22 protein-coding genes are annotated in these 22,635 nt (G+C 61.0%); 6 read left to right on the top strand and 16 right to left on the bottom strand.

The features are described from left to right. Positions 1 to 181 precede the first annotated feature (181 nt). From Q0367_RS20250 to Q0367_RS20230, 5 genes are all read right to left on the bottom strand, one after another. On the bottom strand, positions 182 to 1,612 hold the full coding sequence (locus tag Q0367_RS20250) for a phosphoglucomutase/phosphomannomutase family protein (protein WP_297640049.1): 1,431 nt from the start codon (positions 1,610 to 1,612) through the stop codon (positions 182 to 184). A gap of 117 nt (positions 1,613 to 1,729) precedes the next feature. After that, positions 1,730 to 2,239 (bottom strand): thioredoxin, encoded by a 510-nt coding sequence (trxA, locus tag Q0367_RS20245; protein ID WP_297640048.1) that lies wholly within the window; start codon positions 2,237 to 2,239, stop codon positions 1,730 to 1,732. A gap of 124 nt (positions 2,240 to 2,363) precedes the next feature. Further along, complete coding sequence (locus Q0367_RS20240; protein ID WP_297640047.1) at positions 2,364 to 2,567, bottom strand: DUF2892 domain-containing protein; 204 nt, start codon at positions 2,565 to 2,567, stop codon at positions 2,364 to 2,366. Positions 2,568 to 2,719: 152 nt separating this feature from the next. Beyond that, positions 2,720 to 3,403: a Crp/Fnr family transcriptional regulator gene (locus Q0367_RS20235; protein ID WP_297640046.1), complete on the bottom strand. Its 684-nt coding sequence runs from the start codon at positions 3,401 to 3,403 to the stop codon at positions 2,720 to 2,722. A gap of 79 nt (positions 3,404 to 3,482) precedes the next feature. Beyond that, positions 3,483 to 4,361 carry an inositol monophosphatase family protein gene (locus Q0367_RS20230; protein ID WP_297640045.1) on the bottom strand — a complete coding sequence of 293 codons (879 nt, stop codon included), beginning with the start codon at positions 4,359 to 4,361 and terminating at the stop codon, positions 3,483 to 3,485. Positions 4,362 to 4,608: 247 nt separating this feature from the next. Here Q0367_RS20230 and Q0367_RS20225 point away from each other — a divergent pair, with 247 nt between their 5' ends. Further along, positions 4,609 to 5,265, top strand: a complete 657-nt coding sequence (locus tag Q0367_RS20225; RefSeq protein WP_297640044.1) for an MBL fold metallo-hydrolase — start codon at positions 4,609 to 4,611, stop codon at positions 5,263 to 5,265. Between the two features lie 78 nt (positions 5,266 to 5,343). Here the strand turns inward: Q0367_RS20225 and Q0367_RS20220 are convergent, their stop codons facing one another. Together Q0367_RS20220 and Q0367_RS20215 are read right to left on the bottom strand one after the other, a co-directional pair. Beyond that, positions 5,344 to 7,806: a transglutaminaseTgpA domain-containing protein gene (locus Q0367_RS20220; RefSeq protein ID WP_297640043.1), complete on the bottom strand. Its 2,463-nt coding sequence runs from the start codon at positions 7,804 to 7,806 to the stop codon at positions 5,344 to 5,346. An 8-nt stretch (positions 7,807 to 7,814) separates the two neighbouring features. After that, a complete protein-coding gene (locus Q0367_RS20215; RefSeq protein ID WP_297640042.1) occupies positions 7,815 to 9,791 on the bottom strand; it encodes a hypothetical protein in 1,977 nt (658 codons plus the stop codon). Positions 9,792 to 10,014: 223 nt separating this feature from the next. Between Q0367_RS20215 and Q0367_RS20210 the strand changes: the two genes are divergently transcribed. The 4 genes from Q0367_RS20210 (at position 10,015) to Q0367_RS20195 (ending at position 13,457) form a co-directional block, all read left to right on the top strand. Continuing rightward, complete coding sequence (locus Q0367_RS20210; RefSeq protein ID WP_298984423.1) at positions 10,015 to 10,302, top strand: hypothetical protein; 288 nt, start codon at positions 10,015 to 10,017, stop codon at positions 10,300 to 10,302. 247 nt (positions 10,303 to 10,549) lie between these two features. Continuing rightward, entirely contained in the window at positions 10,550 to 11,053 is a 504-nt protein-coding gene (locus Q0367_RS20205) for a hypothetical protein (RefSeq protein WP_298984421.1), read from the top strand. A 211-nt stretch (positions 11,054 to 11,264) separates the two neighbouring features. After that, a complete protein-coding gene (locus Q0367_RS20200) occupies positions 11,265 to 11,687 on the top strand; it encodes a helix-turn-helix domain-containing protein (RefSeq protein WP_297640039.1) in 423 nt (140 codons plus the stop codon). A gap of 387 nt (positions 11,688 to 12,074) precedes the next feature. Then, a complete protein-coding gene (locus tag Q0367_RS20195) occupies positions 12,075 to 13,457 on the top strand; it encodes a thioredoxin domain-containing protein (protein WP_297640038.1) in 1,383 nt (460 codons plus the stop codon). A 118-nt stretch (positions 13,458 to 13,575) separates the two neighbouring features. On the opposite strand, the gene mltG is transcribed toward Q0367_RS20195, so the two are convergent. The 8 genes from mltG to Q0367_RS20155 all read right to left on the bottom strand — a co-directional run bounded on the left by mltG (position 13,576) and on the right by Q0367_RS20155 (position 21,383). After that, on the bottom strand, positions 13,576 to 14,670 hold the full coding sequence (gene mltG / locus Q0367_RS20190) for an endolytic transglycosylase MltG (RefSeq protein WP_297640037.1): 1,095 nt from the start codon (positions 14,668 to 14,670) through the stop codon (positions 13,576 to 13,578). Between the two features lie 20 nt (positions 14,671 to 14,690). Further along, a complete protein-coding gene (locus Q0367_RS20185; protein WP_297640036.1) occupies positions 14,691 to 15,647 on the bottom strand; it encodes an NAD-dependent epimerase/dehydratase family protein in 957 nt (318 codons plus the stop codon). A 147-nt stretch (positions 15,648 to 15,794) separates the two neighbouring features. After that, positions 15,795 to 16,730, bottom strand: coding sequence for an MBL fold metallo-hydrolase (locus tag Q0367_RS20180; RefSeq protein ID WP_297640035.1), 936 nt, complete (start codon positions 16,728 to 16,730; stop codon positions 15,795 to 15,797). Next, positions 16,727 to 17,188 (bottom strand): thioesterase family protein, encoded by a 462-nt coding sequence (locus Q0367_RS20175; RefSeq protein WP_297640034.1) that lies wholly within the window; start codon positions 17,186 to 17,188, stop codon positions 16,727 to 16,729. Before Q0367_RS20175 ends, Q0367_RS20180 begins: the two co-directional genes overlap by 4 nt. 26 nt (positions 17,189 to 17,214) lie before the next feature. Then, a complete protein-coding gene (gene lpdA, locus Q0367_RS20170; protein ID WP_298984417.1) occupies positions 17,215 to 18,648 on the bottom strand; it encodes a dihydrolipoyl dehydrogenase in 1,434 nt (477 codons plus the stop codon). Between the two features lie 154 nt (positions 18,649 to 18,802). Next, positions 18,803 to 20,068, bottom strand: a complete 1,266-nt coding sequence (locus Q0367_RS20165) for a dihydrolipoamide acetyltransferase family protein (protein ID WP_298984415.1) — start codon at positions 20,066 to 20,068, stop codon at positions 18,803 to 18,805. Positions 20,069 to 20,079: 11 nt separating this feature from the next. After that, on the bottom strand, positions 20,080 to 21,039 hold the full coding sequence (locus Q0367_RS20160; RefSeq protein ID WP_298984413.1) for a N(4)-(beta-N-acetylglucosaminyl)-L-asparaginase: 960 nt from the start codon (positions 21,037 to 21,039) through the stop codon (positions 20,080 to 20,082). Between the two features lie 74 nt (positions 21,040 to 21,113). Next, positions 21,114 to 21,383, bottom strand: a complete 270-nt coding sequence (locus Q0367_RS20155) for a NifU N-terminal domain-containing protein (protein ID WP_298984411.1) — start codon at positions 21,381 to 21,383, stop codon at positions 21,114 to 21,116. 264 nt (positions 21,384 to 21,647) lie between these two features. Here Q0367_RS20155 and Q0367_RS20150 point away from each other — a divergent pair, with 264 nt between their 5' ends. Beyond that, positions 21,648 to 21,911, top strand: a complete 264-nt coding sequence (locus Q0367_RS20150) for a hypothetical protein (protein ID WP_298984409.1) — start codon at positions 21,648 to 21,650, stop codon at positions 21,909 to 21,911. A gap of 24 nt (positions 21,912 to 21,935) precedes the next feature. On the opposite strand, the gene Q0367_RS20145 is transcribed toward Q0367_RS20150, so the two are convergent. Next, entirely contained in the window at positions 21,936 to 22,631 is a 696-nt protein-coding gene (locus Q0367_RS20145) for a YveK family protein (RefSeq protein ID WP_298984407.1), read from the bottom strand. Positions 22,632 to 22,635: the final 4 nt, after the last annotated feature.

Here is a 22,635-nt window from a genome sequence, read left to right as displayed (position 1 = left end):
TTTCGTTTGTTCATTTTATCACAGATAATTCACTAGAAAAGTAGGTCTGATTGCACATAGTTTTTTCAGTATACCAGTTTTTTCAGGACGCACCGAGTTTCCGTTTTCCTGAATGGAAAAAGCGGAAATGGAAAAAACGGAGGTGGGCGACGGGGCTCACCTCCGCTGCGTTGCAAAGCGCTCAAACGCCGACCAGTTTGCGGCCATCCGCCAGGATCGCCCGCACTGCCTGAGGGTCTGTCGTCTCTGTGTAAATGCGCAACAGGGGTTCTGTTCCGGAGAAGCGAATCAGGAGCCATCCCCCGTCTTCCATCACAAATTTGTATCCATCCAGCGTGATCAGCTCGGTGACGCGATGGCCGCCAAGGGTGAGCGTGGAGACGTCGACGGCGGCGAGGCGGCGGCGCGCCTCTTCCTTCATGGCATTGTCCGTCAGGCGGATATCGATGCGATCGTAGTAGTGGGCGCCTACTTTCTCGAAGACCATCTGGATCAGTTCCGTAGGTTTTTTGCCCGTGCGCACCATGAAATCAAGCAGGTAAAGGTTGGAGAGAATGCCGTCGCGCTCCGGCAGGTGCCCACGGAACGCGTAGCCGCCGCTCTCTTCTCCGCCGATCAGGGCGTCGTGTTTGAGCATCGCCGGCGCCACATATTTGAAGCCGACGCCCGTGTTGATGACGGGAACGTCGTAGAGCTTGCCCAATTTGTCCAGCATCGACGTCGTGCTGAGCGTCTTGACGATCGGCCCGCGCAGGCCGCGCACTTCCAGCAGATAGTAGGCCAGCAGCGCGTACACGCGCAACTGATCGACGAACGCCCCGCGTTCGTCTCCAAAGCCGCAGCGGTCGGCGTCGCCGTCGAGGATGCAGACGCAATCGGCGCCTACGGAGCGGGCGACGGCGAGGCCGGCGTCCACGTTCGGTGGGATCGGCTCGGGGCGACTCATTTCGGGAAAGATCGGATTGCGTTCGGCGTGAACCTCGATCACCTCGGTGCGGCCGCCGCCCAGAATCTCGCTGAGCCAGCCGGCGCCGTTGCCCCACATGTTGTCGACGACGATCTTCAGCCCGGCGTTCCGAATCGGTTCGACCTCAATCAGGTTGCGCAGATGGGCGAAATAAGGGGGCTTGGGATCGAAATAGGCGATCTTTCCATCGGCGAGCGCCTTCTCGAAGGGAATCCGCCGAATGGCGGCCGTATCTTGAGCGTCGGGGATCAGCGCCTCGATCGCCTTCAGTCCGTCAGGGTCGATGGCGCCGCCGTTGTGATCGCGCACCTTAAAGCCGCAGTCCTCCGGCGGGTTGTGGCTGGCGGTGATGTTCACGGCGCCGATGGCGCCGTTCGCTCTGACGCTGAAACTGATCACCGGCGTGGGGGTCGGCCCTGGCGTCAACAGCACCGAAAAGCCGTTGCCGGCCAGCACTTCGCTGGCCGCAGCGGCGAAGTGCTCCGCCGAGAAGCGTCGGTCATGGCCGACGACCACCGGACCTTCTCTGCCGGTCGTTTTCAGGTAGCTTGCAAATCCTTGCGCAACGCGGCGCACATTTGCGTAGGTGTAGTCATCCGCAATGCGCCCGCGCCACCCATCGGTGCCGAATTTGATGTCGCTCATCTCGCTGTCCTTTCCTGACCGTTGTTCAGAGGATAACGGGGAAAGTATAGCAGGAATCCAAGATGAGTCCCAATCCCGGCCTCTCTCCGGCGGGGGCGCCGACCGGGATTTCGACGTTCAGCGCAGGCGTCGCCTCAGCGCCTGCCAGAGAGGGCAGCGGTCGTAGACGGCGCTGAAGAGGAGGATGGCTCCTACGATCAACAAGACCGGCGACCAACCGCTGAAGCCGGCGATCGTCCAAAGCGCCAGGCCGCTGAGCAATCGCAGCCAGCGCGTGGCGTCCGACATTTGGCTTGAAGGCATCGGCGCTCGCTCGTCTAGAAGCATTACAAAGAGGCGAGAGAGCTCCTCTTGCGACTGCACGCCTATGCGCCGGGTGATTTCGACGCCGTTGCGATAAAAGATCAGCGTGGGGATGCCCATGACGCCGAGTTCGCGCGTGAGCTCGGGCGCTTCATCTGCGTTGAGCTTCCACAGATCGACCTGCCCTGTGAACGACTCGGCGACCTTCTCGAGGCGCGGGCTTAAGGTGCGGCAGGGGCCACACCACGGCGCCCAAACGTCAACCACGACGGGGCGTCGGCTCTCCTGCAAGCGCTCTCGGAACTCCTCAAGATGCATCGTCATGTTCCTTCTTTATCGCCTGGACTTTCTTCTGGTTTGACGTCTCGTCCACTGCTGGATGCAATGGAAAGGGGAGGCGTTTCTCTCCGAAACGCCTCCCCTGTGCAACCTCCGCTGCAGTGGCTGCTCACGTCGACTTCGTGCTGAACCGGAACAGAGCGTAGAGCGGGCACCAGCCGATCAGGCCGGTGAGCAGCGGAACGAAGCCGAGCCACTGCAACACCACGCCCCAGACGCCCGGCACAAAGCCGCCCCAGCCGAGCGCCAACATCACGATTCCCAACACCACGCGAGCAATGCGTTCCCAGTTCGCCTGATTGACCTTGATCATACAGACCTCCTTTCCATGAAAGATGCCTTCTCTGCACCTTCAATCTTACGGACCAGCAGTCGTCAAACCTTCATCCTCCAGGGACATTGAAGTTTCCTGGGAGATAGGTTAACTGCACCATATAAAAAACATAGCAAAGTTCGGTCAGATTGTCAGTGACCGGAGTCACGCAGGGGGGCGGCCATCTGTTGCAGGCGCGCTGGATCGTAAATTCGCACCTGGCCGCGCGCCAGTTGCACGAGGCCAAGCTGCTCAAACTGTTTGAGCCTTCGACTGATCACCTCGCGCACCGTGCCCAGCTCGTCGGCGATCTGCTGATGCGTCGCCTGCAGCAGCGGGGCGCGTTCGGCCAGATACGCCGCCAGCCGCTGATCCACCTGACCAAAGGCAACCTCCTCGACCAGCTGCATCAGGTCGGCGATGCGGTCGGCGAAGTGGTGAAAGACCAACGCACGAAACGGCGCCGAAGCGTCCATCAGGCGATGGAACACCGGCTGCGGCAGCATATACGCCGCCAGATCGGTCTCCGCCACGCCGCGCGCCGGATAGTTGGTGCGCCCCAGCAGGCAGCTTGCCGTCAAGACGCATGAATCGCCTGGCTCCAGCCGATAGAGCAGAATTTCACGCCCGGAGAGCGCCGGCTTCACCACCCGAATCGACCCTGTATCCAGCAATATGAAAGCCGAGCAGGGCGAATCGAGATCGAAAAGGACATGATTGGCCGGGGCTGCAATTCGCTGTAAGGATTCGCGCATCAGCCGCTGGGCGTCGGGCGTCATTTCGGCCAGGGAGGGGTAAAGCCGGGTCAAACGGTCAAAAACGGCGTGGTCGCTCATCTTGTCTTCACCCCTTGGTGTCTTCGCGCCTCGGTGGTTTGTCTTAGTGTCAAAAACGACCTGATTGTTTATCCTGCATTTATCCTGTCGCAGTTCGCTCTCCGAAGACGGCGAGCCGCGTCTCTGTCAAAGAAGCTCTGGCTATGCGAATTCCCTCCAGAAGCGCAGCGTGCAGCGCGGGCGAGCCGTTGCTGGCGACGATGTGGTTGTCGTAGATCGTCCATTCCGCCCCTTCGTACGTCGTCACCGTCCCCCCGGCCTCGCGCACGAGCAAGGCGCCCGCCGCCAGGTCCCATGGATTCAGCCACGCTTCCCAGTAGCCGTCGGCGGCGCCCATCGCCACCTGCGCCAGGTCGAGCGCCGCCGAGCCGAAGTTGCGCACACAGGCCGTCCTGGGCATAAAGTAGGCGAATTCGGCGCCGTTGTTGTCGATCGACTCGGCGCGATGGTAGGGGAAGCCGGTGATCAACAGCGCCTGCTGCAGCGAGTCTCTTGCGCTGGTCTGCAGCCGTCGCTCGCTTCCAGAAGCGAACCGTTGATAGGCGCCGCCGCCGTGCACTGCGTAAAAGGCGCAATCTTCGCCGATGTGATAGGTGACCGCCAACAGCGTCCGCACGCCCTGTTGCAGGGCGATGTTCACAGCGCAATAACCGACGTTGTGGGCGAAGTTGGTCGTCCCATCGATCGGATCGAGCAGCCAGAACTCTTCCTGCGCGGGCGGCTGATTGCTTTCCTCCCCCCACAGCGCCACGCCCGGGTAGAGACGCTCCAAGGCTTCGCGCACAAAATTTTCGGCGGCGACGTCGGCGGCCGTCACCAGGTCGATTGCGCTGGATTTTTGGCGAACGGTCGCCTGCCCGTTTGCGTACATTCTGCGCGCCAGATCGCCTGCGCCGCGGGCGACGGCGATGACCAGGTCGATGTCTTTTGAATGAATTCCCGTTGTTATATCCGTCATATCCGACATCCTAATTGCTGCAATCTATTTTTAGATTCATCATACCATTGGACACCACTGGCAAAGACACCATTGATAAAGCGAATCGCCTTGCCGTCGCTGAGGCTGTGATCTAAAGCCTTCGCTCCTGATGGTTTGGAAGGTGCTCAAAGGGTAATGTATAGTGAATTGAACGGATGTTCCGATCCGCTGAACTGCTTGAAAAGATGGATTCGACACATTCTTCTTCTTATCGGAGTCGATTCGCATGGATATCACCTGGTATGGACTTTCCTGTTTTCGCATCAGAGAAGGCGGCGTGACCGTGATTTGCGACCCCTACGACCGATCGGTTGGCCCGGTCTTGCCCAAAATGCGCGCCGACATCGTCACCATCAGCCATGACCGTCCCGGACACAACGCCGTCGACCGCGTGCTCGGCGAGCCCAAGGTGTTGACCGGGCCCGGCGAGTACGAAGTCAAGAACGTCTTTATCACCGGCCTGACGACCTACCACCGCCGCAGCGACAAACATCCGCTGGAGCGCAACGTGGCGTTTTTCTTTGAGTTCGGCGATTTGACCGTCGGCCATCTGGGCGACATCGGTGAAGTGCCGGCGCAATCGGAGATCGAGGAGCTGAACATCGGGGAAGTCGATGTGTTGATGGTGCCTGTCGGCGGCGGCGAGACGCTGGACCCGGCGCGGGCCGTAGAGCTGGTGGGCCTCCTGGAGCCGCGCCTGGTGATCCCCATGCATTATCGCCACCCTGGACTGAATGAATCCTTGCTGCGCACGCTGGAGGAGGTGGATAAGTTTCTGAAAGAATTCGGCGCGGCGAGCGTCGAGCCGATCGAAACGCTCAAGCTGACGAAAAGCGCGTTGCCCGAAGAAACCCAGATCGTCCTCCTGACGCCGAACCTGTAACGAGCGTCAGGAGGGTGTCTTTGAACTTGTTTCGCCTCAAGAGGTTTCGCCTTAAGAAACTTTTTTCGCCTCAAGAAATCAGCGCGAGCGGTTAGGAGTTCGCCGCAGAAGCCGTTGCTTCCAGGCGCGGCCCCACGCCCGCCAGAAGAGGGCTTCGAGCTGTCTCCAGGTGCGCCAGAGAGCCGGTTCGCCGTTCACTTGCTTTTGCGCGTCCGGCGAGGGTGGAGCGCCGCCAAAGCGATACCGCACGTATGATTCGGTCACGCTGTACACGAGCGGCTCCGCCTCCGGCAAGGCGCGGCTGAGCGACCTTGCGTGTTCGTAGGGCGTCTGACTCGCGCCGATGGGCATCCCGATGCGTTGCGACCAGCGTTCCAGGCGTTCGTACACTTGCAAAGGCAGATCCGCCGTGAATGTCGTCGGGCCGCTGCTGCGGGCGCGCCAGATCAGGAAGACGCCGATCGGCGTCACGATCGCCAACGCCAGCAGCACCAACCACCATCTGGAGCCGGAGGCGTCTCCGGCGGAAGACTGCATATCGAGCAGCTCTTCCCCGGTGAACGGAGGAGGCAGCGCCGGATCGTCCAACATCGGCGGCGTGGGCGCCGCGCCAGGCTCGCGCGGCGCCGGCGTGGGCGTCGGCGCCTGATTGGCGGCGGTGATTTCGACGGGATCCTCTCCCGGGGGGCGCTCCAGTGGGCTTTCCGCCGCCGTCGGCTCGAATTCGATCCACCCGAATTCAGGGAAAAAGACTTCCACCCAGGTGTGGGCGTCGCGCTCGGTGACAAAATAGAGGCCGCTCTCTTCGTCGAATGTTCCTTCGGCGTAGCCGCTCGCCGTGCGCGCAGGGACGCCCACGACGCGCAGCATCATCGCCATCGCCGTGGCGTAATAGTCGCAATAGCCTTCCCGAATATCGAACAGAAAGTATTCGATTGGATCGCGGCCTGGAGGCGGCGCGGCGATGGCGTCGTTGTAGTCGATCGTGCGCAAATAGCTTTCAATCGCCTTCGCCTTGTCGTAGGGCGTCGTCAGCCCGACAGTCAACTGTTGAGCGAGCTGCGTCACGGCCGGGGAGAAATTTTCGGGCACCTGCAGAAAGCGCTCGACGATTTCGGGTGGGTAATTCTGGCCTGCGTTTTGCAGGTCGCGCACGGTGACGTCGGCGGCGGCGCTGACCATCACATAGCGGTCGCCGCGGTCCAGCTCGCGGGTGGCGTGGATCATGGTGAATTCGAGCGCGGGCGCGTCGGGGGGCGCTTGCGCGGCCGCAATGGCGACTGCGCCGGCCTGAGGGCGGAACTGCGCCTCGAACTGCAGCGTGGACTGGGCGACTTCGGGCATGCCGAACAGAATCGTGCCCACCGGCGCCAACAAGGTGATCGTCTGGCTGATGGCGGTGCGCGCACGCCAGCTGGCAATGGGCGCAATTTCGCCTGCGCTGAAGCGTCGCGTCTCTTCAGCCGTGTTCAACCAGCGACCGTCTTCATAGGTGTCGAAGACGACGGCGCGCCAGTAGCGTGCGCGCGTCGCCTGCGCCTGGAAGACCGGCGTGTCGGTGACGTTGCGCTCACCACCCAGGGTAAGCGTGTCGCCAAAGTTGGAAAAAACTTGCGCCGGCTGGCGATTCAACCCCTGATACAGCCGTTGCACATTCTCGGCGGTGGATTCCCAGGTTGTGTTGACCGGCTCCAACAGCGCGCGCACCTGCGGATTGCGCCCCAGGCCGGGCAACAGCCAGGCCGCCATCACCACCGCAATGGCAAAGAGAAGCCCATTGCGCAGAAAATCCCAGACAATGTCGGGCTGGAAATAGATGCGTTGTTCGCGCCAGCGGAGCTGTTGCTCCGAAAGATTGGTGCGCACCAGCAACACCAGCGCGATCAGCAGAAACGCCACCAGAAAACCGAGCGTGGAGCGCGGTGCATAGTAGGTGTTGATGAGCAGCACGACGCCGGCCGGCGTAACGGCGCGCCACGTATAGCCATAGCGAAAGATCGACCAGACGCCGAGATAGGTCAGCCACCAGACCAGAAAACAAATCTCAAAGATGAAAACGTAGTTGTCGGCGCTGGCGGAGCGATTGATCGCTGCGTCCACCCAGTCGAGCAGGCGCAGAAGCACAAAGTATACGCGCGCTTGCAGCTCGCTGATGTGGCCGTTGTCGAGAAACGGCGCAATTTCTCGGGCCGGGACCATCCCTGCCATCGAATAAAGAATCCAGGCCAGCCCCACAAACATGCTGTGAGACAGGGCGAAGAAGCCGTCGAAGCGGCTGAAAGACATCAAGAGCCCCAGCACAAAAGCCCCCGCCGTCACCGGGATCACCACGGCCATCGAAGCGACGTGCCCCGCTGCATCCAGCGCCACGGCCAGAATGAAATACAACAAGCCGGTCAAGGTTGCGGTGAGCCAGTAACCATCCTGGAAATAGACGTTGTCCCGGTAGCGGTGACGGTGCGTCGGCTGTTGCGCCGTCCCCGAAGTCGTTGCAGAAACCGATGAAGTGTAGGGTGTTTGCGAGTACGTCGTCTGAGCCATGAAAAGTTCTACATCAACAGCCGCCACAACAATGCAGAAGCGGCGAACAATCCACTGAACGCAACGAGAAGGATCAGCAGCACGCGCACCCCGCTGATTGCCTCCACCTGCACCGTCAGCATCTGGGGCGGGCTATCTACGGCGACCATCCATGTGCGCGCGGCATGGCCGGCTGCCTCGGAAGGCGTCAACGAGATCATTACGCCGCTGTTCTGCGCCAGCTCGCGCCAGCCGTGGGCGGCGTCTCGATAATTGGCCGCCCGCAGCCGCGCCTCCAGCGCCGCCTGCATAGGCATCGCTGTCTGCAGGGCGTCCTGTTCAAACGCCTCCGCCTGGCGTTCCAGCTCATCGGCGATTCGTCGCCATTCCTCTCCAACGGAACGCAGGTCAAGAGGCTGCGTCACTTCGATGCGCTGCCATACGCCATTTGTGTGCGTCCGAACCTGAGGCCCCAACTGATTCAGAAAATTGCGCAACAGCGTCCAGTCCGGCGTCGATGGCAATGCGCGCGCAAGGCCGGCGCCATTTTCCTTCACCGGAATGTTCAAAGTCAACTCAAAGCCTTGCTGTTCCTCCGTTTCGGCGAGCGTCTGCAGCGCCGGCGCCATGGCCCGAAGCTCGGGCGAAGCGCGCCACGTTCGCACGATCTCTTCGAGCGCCTCTTGCGCTTCTTGCTCGCGGCCCTTGCTGGCGCGCACGGCGGCGCGCACCTCCACACCGCGATCGGATATCACTGTTGAAACGTTCCAGCGGGCAAACAGGTTTCGATATTCGGCAGGGGGGTGTAGGGTCGGCGCGTCGATCAGATCGCCGGCGAGCGCCAGCGCCGCCGTGCGATCCCCCCGCTCGATCAGCTCCACAGCCTGCTGCACCAGAAGGGCCTGACGTTCCTGTTCGAGAAAATCGCTTCCGGCGTCGTTTGCGGCGAGGGAGCGCAGCTGCTCAATGAGGGCGAGCGCCGCCGGGATGTCGCCGCGACGGCGCAGATCGGTGAGAAGCAAGCGCAGCCCATCGGCGCGCCACTGCTCGAGCTCGGCGCGACGCGGGTCATCGACCATCAGTCCGCGCAGCGCCAGTTCCACTTCGTCCACCATCAATTGCGCATAGGTCAGATCTTCTCCGCGGGCAAGGCGTTCTCTGTAGAGGCTGGCGAGGCCGGCGTGCAGGGCGGCGGAGTGGGTGGCGGGGGCCCCTGCCGCTTCTGTTCGACGGATTCCTTCGAGATACGCCGCCGTCGCCTGCGCCAAAAACCGTTCATATGTGGCGTTCTCCCCGAGTTGGAGCGCGGCGGTCGCCAGCTTGCGGTAGTGCTCCGCCAGCGCCGCATGGGCCGATGGCGCGCCGCCGGCGACGTCGCCGAGCAACCGTTGAAGCGTGCGCCAGGCGTCCGGCGCCATCGACTGAAAGAGGATGCGCGATGGAATCTCCCCTTCAAAGAGCCACTCCAGGCGGCCGTCGTCGGCGAAAGGCGAATAACTCCAGGAGTCAGGCTCGACGCGCAGCCATGCATCTCGCGCCAGAGCATTGCCCGGAATCAGCTCAACGCGGATGCTCCGCTGTCCCCGCCAGCGTCTGAGCGCTTCTGTTGGATACTCGACGTGGACCAGAGACAGACCGTCGAGCGACCGCCGGGTCGTCAGCCTGAGGACGCTGTTCTGGTTGGGCGGGATCGTCACCTGTGCAGCCAACAAACCGTCTTCTGCAAAGGCCAGCGCCACCGCTGCGCCATCTTGGGTCAAGCTCAGGTCTTGGAGCGCGCCCGGCTCGAGCCGAATCGAGAACCCTAAAGCGCTGCGCGTCTCGTTGCGTAAATCGTAGCGGGCCTCGAAGCGAAGCCAGGGCCTGTTTTGTTCGTCGTACTCGAACAGCATCGTCGCGACATGGGTGTGGAGTGTAGGGGCGGCTCCGCCTTCGGGCCTCACCACAGGCAACATCACCGTCGCGTCGGATGCCCCCTCCTGGCCAACCGGGGCGGCTGAGACCATCCGAACCGGGCTCAGCGCACCTGCCGGGCACAGAAGCATGAGGAGCAGAAACAGGCGGACGCGCAACAGCCCCTTGCGTTTGCCTAAAAGTTGCGTTTCCTTCTTCGTTCTGGTATCGTGCCAGATAACAATCTTCTCAATCAGGTCGGCCAAATTCACGTTGAAATCCGTGTAGGAACACGTGTCGAGTCACAAACATCAGACGCCTATGGTCCGTTTACTCATGCAATGGGATATCAAAATGGGGCGAGAACAAGACTTCTCTGAATTTGTTGTGCGCGAATTCGCCCCTCGCCTGATGCAGCTCGGCATCGAACCGAGCGAAGTTCTGTATACCATGTACGGAGAAGGCCCGCAAATGTTGACACTGGGCGCGGTGGAGAGCAAAGAAAAACTTCAGGAGATATTGCGCAGCCCCGGCTGGAAAAAACTTCATGAAAAACTGTTGACATATGTCACCAATTACAGCCACAAAGTCGTTCCCGACAATGGGCGCAATTTTCAGCTGTGAGGGTTCTGACCGAGCCATCATTTTCCTTGCCTGCAGCCCTTCCCTACTTGATTCCTCTCAATTGAATCGTCAGGCGTCTCCCCAGTGCCTGCGTTTCACCTATCTATTGTCAGCAGAATGTAAGAGTAAAACGATTGATCGCCGGACGAGAGTCTTCTATAATCGGGTCAATCGATGCGATTCACTGTAAATTCATCAATCAGGTGCAACGACGCCGTCATCGCTCGGCCTGCCCGCTGAATTCATCATGACACGGCTACCGAAAATGTTCAGGACAGATGCTTACTTCTACATGCCAGAGATGCAGGCAGGTTATGTACAAATGGAACTAACGCCCGCCAAGGTGGTTTTGTTGCATACGGGCCAACGCCCCCATGAAAAAATCCTCCGCCTGCTCGCCCGTTTTGACATCCAGACAATGCACGTGAATGTGTCCTCCACCGACCAATTGATTCCAGATCAGCTCTCCGACTGCGATCTGATTCTCTTTGAGGCGTTTGACCGCATCACCAACGAAAGCCAGGCTGTGCTGAGTTGGATTCGGATGGGCAGTCGCGCCCCCGTGGTGATGTTGACCAATAGCTCGCGCACCGAGCGAACCATCTCCGGATTGCTCGCCGGCGCTGACGCTGTCGTTTCCATCAACACCCCGTGGGACGTGGTCGTTGCGCATTGCTATGCCCTGATTAGACGTTGGCGCCTCGGTCACCCCTTCTCCAGCAACTGCACAAACTGCACCTTTTCTCACTAGGCGACCGCAAGAGTTGCCATTCATCCCAGCGCGCCAGGGTGGAAAATACATCATTTAACCGATCACCCAAATTTACGCCTCCGGTAGCATAAAAGCAACGACATGAAAGAGGAGATAGCCTGTTTTCTATCTTTCTCACATGTTTCCCAGTTGCTGAGAAGGTGCGGACATGGCGCTTTATACTCGAAAGCTAAAGCAGCACGAGCGAAAAATGATTGAAAATCACCTCCAGGCGCCTGAAGAAGACCTGCCTGTGCATCGCCTTAAAATCATTATGCTCTCGGCCGCCGGAAAGCGCGTTCCAGAGATCAGCGAAGAAGTGCATCTGCACCCCATCAACGTGCGCAAATGGATTCATCGCTTCAATCGTTACGGCTTAGACGGTCTGCGCAGCGGCAAGTCGCCGGGGCGTCCGCCGGTCTTTACAGAGGAACAGCGCAACCGCATCGTCGCCATCGCCAGCACCAATCCACGTCTGCTCGGGCTCCACTACTCTCGCTGGTCTCTTCAACGCCTGCGCCGCTATTTGATCGAACACAAGATTGTAGAAAACATCAGCGTCGAAACGATTCGACAAATCCTTCAGGCGCAAGAATCTTTTGCCGTGCATCGGCGCAAGCGCATCGCAGAATAGGCGCGTGTGTTGAGCCGCTCAAGCATCAGCGCTTGATTCATTGTGCTTTGGCCTCCGCCAAGCCGATATTCAATTGCATTCCCCCCCGCTTTCCAGATCGCTTTGAGCGCCCTTATTTCCTCTGTGTTTCCATACACCTCTCGTTTGCGTAGCCCAAGGACTGCGCGACGTTTCGCTCGACCCGCAGAAAGTATGGATATGCAGACCTGGACATGATCCCGAGATGAGTCTATTGGGATTGACTGAGAAGAATGAAAAATTTTTAACTTCATTGTGACGTTCGACTATGCTATAGTGAACTTTATCGAACTGAGCAAGGAGCAACCGAAAGGTGTGAGATTATTTATGAGACAAATCAAGACAACATTTTCGGCTTATCACAGAACTTTGTTCTCATCGGTTCTGTTGCCGCTTTTGCTGATGGCGTTTCTCGTCGCAGGGTGCGCTCCTATCACCCCTGCAGCCGATCCGAATGGGCAAGCAGAGACGGCGACGGCGGACGCAGGAGACTCCATCGATGCGCCGCTCTCCACCACAGAAACCTATCAAGGCATGCCGGTGGGCTTCACCCCAGAGGGGTATCCCTTCCGAGGCGACCCGAATGCGCCTGTCACCATGTACGAATACAGTGACTACGAGTGTCCTTTCTGCGCCCGTCATTTCGTACAGACGGAGCCTGCGCTGAACGATGCATTGGTGCGCACCGGTCAGTTGCGCGTCGTCTTCCGAGACTTTCCCATCGAACAATTGCACCCCAACGCGTTTGCGGCGCATATCGCCAGCCTGTGCGTCGCCGACCAGGGCGCGGCGCGCTACTGGGAGATGCACAGCCGACTGTTCCAAACGCAAAGAGAGTGGGCGAACTTGTCCGATCCGCTCCCTGTGTTTGAACGTCTCGCCGGAGAATCCGGCGCAGCGATCGAGTTGTATCGACAATGCATGGAAACCGAACAGGACGCCAAGCGCGCCTTCATCAACGCTGCCATCGTCGAAGGGCAACGCGCAGGTGTGTCGGGCACGCCCAGCTTCAGCTTCGTAGGGGCCGATGGCGAGGCGTATCTGCTGGTGGGCGCCCAACCGTATGAGCGCTTCGCCGCCTACGTCGAAGCGTTGGCCGCCGGCGAAGCGCCGCTCGGCGCAGAACGCGCCTCCGGCGGAGAGCAAGAGGTGCAGATCCCCTTCTGGGCCACGCGAGAAGGTTGGCAGCCAGACCCCAATCGCCCTGGCGTCAACATGGCGGGCGACTGGTACCGCGGCAGCCTGGACGCGAAGGTGGTCGTCATCGAGTTTTCGGACTTCCAGTGTCCTTTCTGCAGACGCCACGCCACCGAAACGCAGCCTGCGCTCGATGAGGAATTCGTCGATACAGGTCAGGTTTTGTGGATCTTCAAACACTTCCCCTTGAACATCCATCCGCAGGCGCCCGCCGCCGGCGTCGCCGCCGAATGCGCCGGCGAGCAGGGGAAATTCTGGGAGATGCACGATCTGCTCTTCGCCAACATGTCGAGCTGGTCGGTCAGCGATCCGTCGCCTGTCTTCGCCGATCTGGCAGGGCGACTTGATTTAGACCTCGATGCATTCACCGCCTGCACAAACGACGCATCCATCGCCGATCGCGTCACCCGCGATTTCAACGACGGCGCCCCCTTTGTTCAGGGCACGCCGACCTTTATCGTGCTTTTTAACGATGAGGGGCGCATCATTCCGGGCGCCTTGCCTTTGGAGACGTTTTCACAGGCGTTGCGGGAGATCATCGGCATGGCGCAGTAGTCTTGAGGCAAAGAGGCCGAAGGGTAAAGGGTGCAGGGATTGTCGCCTCGGCGCAGTTTCTGCATCCGCCGCCTCCTTAGAGAAGATGCTCTCTCCAAGGAGGCGTTTTTATTTGTGTTCACCTCCTCAAATAGCGGCGCACGTTTTCCAGATGCTCTTCATAGGTCTTGGCGAAAACGTGGCGCCCGCCGCCGTCGGGCAAGGCGACGAAATACAGGTAGTCGTGCCGCTCTGGATAGAGCACAGCGCGGATGCTGCTCAGCCCTGGGGCAGCGATCGGCCCAGGCGGCAGGCCGGTGTACAGATAGGTGTTGTAGGGGCTATCCACGCGGCTGTATTCCTCTAGAAAGATCGGCGTCTTCCACCACTGGTTGGTGGCGGGCTGATAGCCAAGCGCATACTGCACCGTCGGATCGGCGTCGAGCTTCATGCCGATCGCAAGCCGATTCAGATACACCCCCGCGATCGCCGGTCGTTCTTCGGGCGCAACGGCCTCTCGCTCCACAATGGAGGCGAGAGTCAACACTTCATGCAACGAAAGCAGGGTCGCGCCGTCGTTGCGCGCTTCTTGATAGAGAGGCGGCACGCGCTGTGCGAAGGCGTCGAGTTGGCGGGAGAGGACGTCGAGCGCGGTCGGTGCGTAGGAGGGGATGAGGTACGTGTCGGGGAAAAGATAGCCCTCCAGCGAGGCGCCGTCCGGTCGTTCCTGCAAAAAAGGATAGCGCGAAGGGTCGAGGCCGCTCAGATCGCCGTTGAGCGCCTTCCGCCGGTAAATAGCGCCTTCCGCCGGACCCAGCAAGTCAGGCCGGCTCAGATAATCTGCGCTCTGCTCGATGCGCCATCCTTCCGGGATCGTGATCGTCAACGCTGCGGCCTGGGGATCGGTCAGGATGGCGATGATCTCGCGGGGCGTCATCGAAGGGGCAAGGGTGAAGGCGCCCGCCGAGAGGCGACCGTCGAGTTCGTTCACGCGCACATACGCTTCAAAAAGAGCAGCGTCCTGAATCAGCCCCGCCTGCTCGAGCTGTTGTCCGATGGCGCGAGCCGTCATGCCCGGCTCCACCACGAATCGCACCGGCCAGGCGTCGACGCTGGCCGGTCGATCCAGCGCAGCCTGATTCAAGCGTAAGTAAATTTCCTGGTCGATGGCCGTGCGAGCACAGGCGGTCAACAGAAGCGTGCTCAGGAACAACCACAGGATCGATGGCCTCATCCGTCGAAGTGCGCCTTGCATCACTGCGTCAGCACCTTTCCGGCGCCGGCTTTGACGTTGAAGCGGGGATCGAGCTCGTAGAACTTGCGCAGCCCATCGCCGAGGCGCGTGCGCGGCTTGTATTTGAGGAGTTGGCGCGCTTTGGTCAAATCCGCAACCAGGTGCTCGATGCCGCCCGACGCCTCTCGGTTCTCGATGATATTGGCGCGAGCGTTCACGGTGGCGCTGATCTGTTCGACAAGCTGCATCATCGACGTCTCTTCGCCGCTGCCGACGTTGATGATCTCCTGGTCGACGTTCGGGGCCGTCGCCGCACTGACAAGGGCGTCCACCACGTCGTCGATGTAGACGTAGTCGCGCGTCTGCTTGCCGCTGCCGAAGATGACGACCGAGCCGCGGCCGATGATCTGCTGCATGAAGAGCGGGATCACCGGCGCGTGGGTCGGCGGCAACGGCTGTTCTGGGCCGTAGGCGTTGAAAATGCGCAGCGCAACAGTCTCAAATCCGCTCAAGCGTCCGATGGTGAAAAGATAGCGCTCCGCCGCCATCTTGCTGACCGCATACGGGACGGCCGGATTGGGCGGCATGTCTTCGGTGACCGGCTGCCGGGGTTGATCGCCGTAGACGGTGGCGCTGCTCGCCAGAACCACGCGCTTGACCCCGACGTCGCGGCACGCTTCCAACAAGGCGACGGTGCCGCCGACGTTGACGTCGTTGTATTCGCGCGGGTAAAGCACCGAGGCCGGCACGCTGACCAGCGCCGCCAGATGGTAGACGACGTCGACGCCCTGGAGCAGAGACCATAGCTTCGGCACATCGCGCACATCGCCGCGGTTAAAGCTGACTTCCGGCGGCAGCTTCGACGGATCGCCGCTGCTCAGATTGTCCAGCACGCGCACGGCGACGTTGCTCTGCACCAGGCGTCTGGCGAGGTGGGCGCCGATGAAACCGGCTCCTCCGGTGATCAGAACTCGCATAGGCTTGACTCCTCACGAAACGAACTTGCACCTCTCGTCATCCCTTCAGAATCGTCCTCCCCTCAGAATGATTCCAAAGACGTCACCGAGGGGTGCACCAAGCATAGCACAGGGCGACGCTGCAGCCAGAATGAGAGAAACGGGAAACTAGCGTCGAAGGTCGCCAGGATCACTGAAGCGACGTTTAGAGGAATCGGGCAGGTCGCCCTGCTGTCCGCCGGCCGGATTGCGCCCCGGTTCAGAGCCGTCGGGTTTGCCTGTCAGGTCATTGTACATTCGGCAGGCGCGGACAAGGTTGGCGGCGGAAAAATGGCCCAACGTCCAACGGCGAATCGGCGGCTCGCCGCCGAAGAGCATTTCAACGATTTCACCGACCGAATGGCCTTTGGCCTCCAACCTTTGCACCTCATTGGCCAGGCGGACCAGGTCGTTGATTTTGCCGAGCAGCTCCGGGAAAGGGGAGCGACGCACGTTGCCGCTGCCCGGGAAGAGGCGCTCCGGTCGCAGCGCCGCCATGGTGCGCAGGCTACTGACGATGGCGAACATGTCGAACTCGGGCGCCCAGGCGACATCGCGGCCGCCGATGAAGGCGTCTCCGCAGAAGAGCCAACGGAACGAAGGCTCGAAGTAGCTGACGTGATCGCGGCTGTGGCCGGGCGTCTCAATGACGCGCAGCGTAAATTGGGGCGTGCGCAGCACATCTTCGACTTCATCGAGCGAGCAGGCGCCGGTGAAGGGGCGAGGTTTGCCCCAGACCAACTGACGATAGCGCTGCATGCCGATCAAGTCGGGATTTTCGATGAGCGGCAGCGACCGCCGCGACGCGTAGACGCGCGCGTTCGGGTAACGCATCAACAGCGCCGGCAGTCCACCGATGTGGTCCTCGTGCGCGTGCGTAATGGCGATCTGTTCGACCGGAACTTTCTCCAACACGCGCACCAGTTCATGCGCTGTGCAGACGGGGCCGGCGTCGATCAGCAGGCCATCGAGCCAGTACGCAGCCGTCCAGTACAGCGGTCTCCCCAAAAAGGAGCGCGCCATTCGGATCACCGTCACCGAGCCATGTTGCTCCACCTGAATCATGGGCTTCCTGCCAGTTTCTCCATGCCGCTTCGGATTCGCTCGACGAACGCGTCGGGAATGCGCGTCATTTTGCCTTCCAGATCGACGCAGATGTGATCGGTGGCGCCGGTCATCAGCAATTGGCCGGTTGTCGCATGCGTCACCGTGTATTCAAAACGGACCTGACGGCTGCGCAGTTGGCTCAAACTGGCCGTCACGCGCACGACGTCGCCGAAGCGCGCCGGCGCCCGATATTCTCCGCGCAGCCCGGTGACGGAAAAGTGATGGCCGCTGGCTGCAAATTCAGCGTAAGGCAAGCCAATGGCCTCCATCCACGCCACGCGCGCCGCTTCAAACCAGATGATATAGGCGCTGTGATGCACCACGCCCATGGCGTCGGTCTCGGCGAAACGCACGGGAATCTCAATGGAAAAGGATGGCCCTGCGTTGTCTCCAGCGCCATTGTGCTTGACCGTCATCCTCAGCGCCCCTTGACTCGAGCAGATCACATATGAATCGGATGGCCTTCGACAGCGTGCGCAGCCTCCATGATCACCTCGCTGAGCGTGGGATGGGCGTGCACGTTGCGCGCAATCTCGGCAGGCGTGATCTCCATCATCTGCGCCAGGCTCAATTCAGGCAACAGCTCGGTGACGCTCGGGCCGACCATGTGCGCGCCCAGGATTTCGCCATATTTGGCCTCAGCGATGATTTTGACGAAGCCCACCTTGGCGTTGAGCGCCTGCGCTTTGCCGTTGGGCATAAAGGGAAACTTGCCGACTTTGATCTCGTAGCCCTTTTCCTTCGCCTGCGCCTCGGTGTAGCCCAGACTTGCCACCTGGGGTTCGCAGTAGGTGGCGCGCGGCATGAAGATGTACCGTTCGGCGGGGATGGGCATGGTCGGCGCGCCGGCGATGCTCTCTGCGGCGACGATGCCCATTGCGCTCGCCACATGCGCCAGCGCCAGCTTGCCGGTGCAGTCGCCGATGGCGTAGATGTGGCGCACGTTGGTGCGCATGACCTCGTCGATTTCGATGAAGCCGCGGCTGTCGGTTCGGACGCCGGCTGCGTCGAGGCCGAGCTTGTCGGTGTTCGGCTGCACGCCGATCGCCATCAACACGCGATCGGCGGTGAGCGTCTGCACTTCATCCGTCTTGAGGTTTTTGACGGTGACCGTCACGCCCTCGCCGGTGACTTCGACCTTTTCCGTGCGCGTGCTGACCAGCGTCTTGATTCCCTTCTTGTTGAAGGCTTTTTGCACCTCGGCGGAGACTTCGGCGTCCTCCAGCGGCAGCACCTGGTCGAGCATTTCGATGACCGTCACGTCTGCGCCGTAGGTGCTGTAGACGTAGCTGAACTCCATGCCGATGGCGCCCGAGCCGACGACGATCAGTTTCTTGGGCACTTCCGGCAAAACGACGGCGTCACGGTACTGGATGATGCGGTCGCCGTCGATCTGCGTCCCCGGCAGGCTGCGGGCGCGCGCGCCGGTGGCGATGATAAAGTGCGCAGCGGTGACCGTCTGCTCCTGCACGTCCGGCTTGAACTCCGACGGGGTCACTTTGAGCGTGTGGGCGTCCACGAAAACGCCGTGCCCTTCGATGACGTCGATCTTGTTTTTCTTCATCAAGAAGCCGACGCCTTTGGTCTGGCGCGAGACGATGTCGCGGCTGCGTTTGACGGCCTTGCTGAAATCCACTTTGAGATTGTCGAAGGTGAAGCCATATTCGGCGGCATTGTGCAATTCCTCCAAAATTTCGGCGTTGTGGATCAGCGCCTTGGTGGGGATGCAACCCCAGTTCAGGCAGACGCCGCCCAGGCTTTCGCGCTCGACGATGGCGGTCTTCAAACCCAGTTGCGAGGCGCGGATGGCGGCGACGTATCCACCTGGCCCGCTGCCTACGACGACGACATCATACTGATATCCATGAGTAGCCATAAACAATTTCCTTTCGCAGTTGAGGGCGGAAACGGTGCGGCGCCCATGTTTGCGGATTTGTGTTTCGTGTTTCGTATTTTGTGGTGCGCAACGGAAGGACGAAGCGATCGTTTGGCAAATCCCCGCTCACGAACCACGCAACGCACACCTCGCGCTATGCCTCCCAATTTTCCAATGTTTGCTTGACCACTGTCAAAAATCTGTCGCCCTGCGCCCCATCCATCACGCGATGGTCGAAGGTGAAGCTGAGATAGCACATCGGTCGGATGGCGATCACGTCGTCGGCGCTGGGGAGGAGCGAAGCGCTGGCGCTGCGCACGACCGGCCGTTTGACAATGGCGCCGACCCCGAGGATGCCGCTCTGCGGTTGATTGATGATCGGCGTGGCGAGCAGGCTGCCCCCTGTGCCGTGGTTGGTGATCGTGAAGGTGCCGCCCTGCACCTCGTCCGGTTTGAGCAACCCGCTGCGCGTGCGGTTGACGAGATCGTTGAGCGTGCGCGCGACGCCGGCCAGGCTCAGTTCGTCGGCGTTGCGGATCACAGGGACGAGCAGGCCGTCGGGCAGCGCCACCGCCACGCCGATGTGGATGCGGCGATGCAGGATGATGCCTGCGTCGGTGAAGCGACTGTTGGCTTCCGGCACGGCGCGCAGCCCGGCCACGGCGGCCACGATAAAGTAGGCCGTGTAGGTGAGCGCAGCGCCGTCGCGCGTGTAGGTGCGCTTGTTGGCTTCACGGTGGCGCACGACGTTGGTCATGTCCACTTCGCAGATGGTGGTGACATGAGGGCTGGTGCGTTTGCTCAGCACCATGTGTTGCGCGATGGCGCGGCGCATGGCGGTCAACGGCTGCAGCACATCGTCCTCGCCAAGCGCAGCCGGCTCCGTGACGCGTGCAGCGGCGCCTTCCTCACCTTCTGCGACTTCGCGGCGGACGCCGGCGAGATAGGCTTCGAGGTCCTTTTTGGTGATGCGCCCTCCCAGGCCGGTGCCGGTGACTTTCGACAGGTCGATGCCGTGCTCGGCGGACATGCGCGCCACCACCGGGCTGATAAAGCTCCGCCCGCTTGGCCGTTCTTCGGCTTGAGGTCGGGCCGGAGACGAGCGTCTGGCGTCTATGGGTTGGGCTTGTCGCTCTGGCTGGGGAGGCGATCCTTCGCTCCTCGCGCGTTGCGGTTGCTCTTCAGGCGACCCGATGGCGGCGATCACGGAGCCTGCGGCAACGGTGGCGCCTTCTTCGGCCATCACCTCGAGCAGCACGCCGTCCGCCGGCGCAGGCACCTCGGTGTCGATCTTGTCCGTGCTGATGACCAGCAACGGCTCATTTTTGACGACTGTATCGCCGGGGCGTTTTAGCCAGCGCAATATGGCGCCTTCGACGACGCTCTCGCCGAGCTGCGGCATTCTGACGACCGTTGCCATCCGCCGTTCTCCTATGCAACCATCCAACGCGGCGCCGACTGCGGCTCGTCCATGTCGGCGCTTTGAAAGAGATATTGTTTGCCGGGCACCGTGGTGAAACCTGCGTGTTCGCCTGCGGGGGTCAGCGCAACGATGTTCATGTACTGGCCCTCGCCGGCGTCCAGCGCCAGCAGATCGCGCAGCGCTTCGCGTCCGGCTTCAAGCAGGCTCATGCCGCATTTGAGATAGAGCACAAGGCTGCGCGCGGTCGAGACGCGAATCGCCAGCTCGCCCATGCCGGTGCATGCGGCTGCGCCATATCGATTGTCGCAGTAGTTGCCGGCGCCGATCAGCGGGCTGTCGCCGACGCGGCCCGGATATTTCCAGCCCAGTCCGCTGGTGCTCACGCCAGAGGCGAGATTCCCCTGGGCGTCGAGCGCAAGGAAATTGACCGTGCCCAGCGTGTCCGGGCGGGCGGCCTGATAGAGCTTATCCTGAAGGTTGAGCGGCTGCGTCAAGATGCGAGCGACGGCGCGCAAATTCTCTGTGGCGCCGGGCGTCAGCCCACGCTCGAGGAAGCGTTCTCGCCAGCGGCGCAGCGCCTCTTCGGTGCGCAGATCTTGCGGCTGTTCGCCGAGCTCGGCGGCCAGGCGCTCCGCCCCGCGCGCCGCCAGCAGCACATGGGGCGTCTCCTCCATCACGCGCCGCGCCAGCGTGATGGCTCGGCCGTATCCCTGCACGGCGGCTACTGCGCCTGCGCGCAGCGTTGCACCGTCCATGATGCTGGCGTCCAGCTCCACTTCGCCGAGCACGTTGGGCAACCCGCCGTAGCCGACGCTGTGGTCTTCGGGGTCCTCTTCTACAACGCGGCAGGCCAGCTCGACTGCGTCGAGCGCACTGCCGCCTGCGCGCAACAGGGGCATTGCCGCCAGAATGCCGCGACGTCCATTCTCGCTTGCTACAATCACCGGAACCGGCACACGCACCTCCATCGAATCCTATGGGAAAAATCCACTCAGGAACACGAAGCACGAAGAAATCTTTTCGACATCGTTGCGATTGAGCGTCAACGATGGTTCATCAGGTATTCTTCGATACACGTTTGAATTGGTTCAAGCAAATCCTCCCAGGCCGCATAAGGAAGCTTGTTGACCGTGACAAAATCTTGCACCATGAAGACGTTGTAGACGCCGTCGAGCGCAAAGATGGCCGACGCCAGGGGGTGACCGGCCGCCTCCTGAGGGCTGGCGAAGCTGAGCGGTTTGGGAAAGAGCCGCTCGGGCAGGGTGAACTTCATGGCGTTCGGGTTAGGCGTGGGTTTTGCCTGCACTGACATAGCAGGTAGTATAGCATAAAGCAGAGCGGTTTTCAGGAAGCAGGAAAATTGCGAGAACGGAACAAGCATCGCATGGGAATTCATCTTTTTGCACCGCCGGATGTGAAAATTGATGCAACGCAAAGGTGCAAAGATGCCGAGGCGCCGGAAAAAATGCAAGAGCGCTTGATGCACCTTGCAGCGTTGTGCAATTTTCCCCGGAGCCGACTTCATCAAGACTTTGCGTCCGCCGGGAAGCACAGGGTTGGGAAAGCGCTGAAAACGTTGCTGCTTGTTTTGTGTGTGCTTCTCGCCGCAGTCGGGTGGCGCCCATCCAGGGCGAGCGCATCCCCGCCGCCGGAGAACTGGGGCTGCCGGACGGTCTATCCGATCCGCATTCAGCGGGACAGCATCTTCTGGAATTACTGGGAGTATGCGGGCGCCATGGCGTCGGGCAAAATTCGCTTCTGGAAGCATTACTACGTGGTGTACAACCATCCCAACTGGGTGATGCAATATGTGCACACCGACAGCGTCTTCTGCCCGTAGGGGGTTGTTCTGAAAGGCTATGCGTCACCTCTTCCTGCGTGGAATTTCTCCGAGCACCGAAACCCCCAACGCCTCCAGCTCCTCTGGCCGACGCACCGAGTCATCCAGGTAGTGAAGCAGAAACGCAAGCCCTACGCCGACGATCAAAGCCAGTAGAACGCGCAACGGCAACTCAATCTGCTCCCGCACGCCGGCCCCCACGACACCCACCGAAGGTCCATCGATGAGCGTGACGCCGGCGTTTTCTGTGCCGAGCTGTCGAAAATAAAAGGCGGCGTTCTGCGTCAGCTCGTCCGCCGCGGCGCGCGCAATGGCTTCGAGCTGGACGGCGTCCGGCCAGGTGAAGGAAAGGGTGATGATGCGATGCAACTTGCCCGTGGCTGCGCTGCCTTGAATCACGCCCGCAGGCACCTCGATGTTCTGATCGCGCAGACGTTGGCTCACCTGGGCGGCGAAGAGCTGGCTGCGCACCACTTCGGTGAAGTCATCGACCAGATACTCGCTCGTCAGCCAGGCGTAATAGCGCGGGTCGTAAGCGGTGACATCCTGTTCGGCGGCGGGCAAGACGCCGACCAGCAGCCGCATCGACGCGCTGTACATCGCCGCGCGCGGCTGCCAGGGGCGCAATTGCAGCACGCTGATCAACCCCACCAAGACGGCCAGGGTCACAGGCAGCCACCAGCGACGGCGTAAAATTACCCAATACTCACGCAGTTCCATACAA

Source organism: uncultured Caldilinea sp. (genome assembly GCF_937128415.1).
GTDB lineage: Bacteria > Chloroflexota > Anaerolineae > Caldilineales > Caldilineaceae > Caldilinea.
Note: the sequence above shows the minus strand (reverse complement) of the source record. Positions and strands in the feature narration are given on the sequence as shown.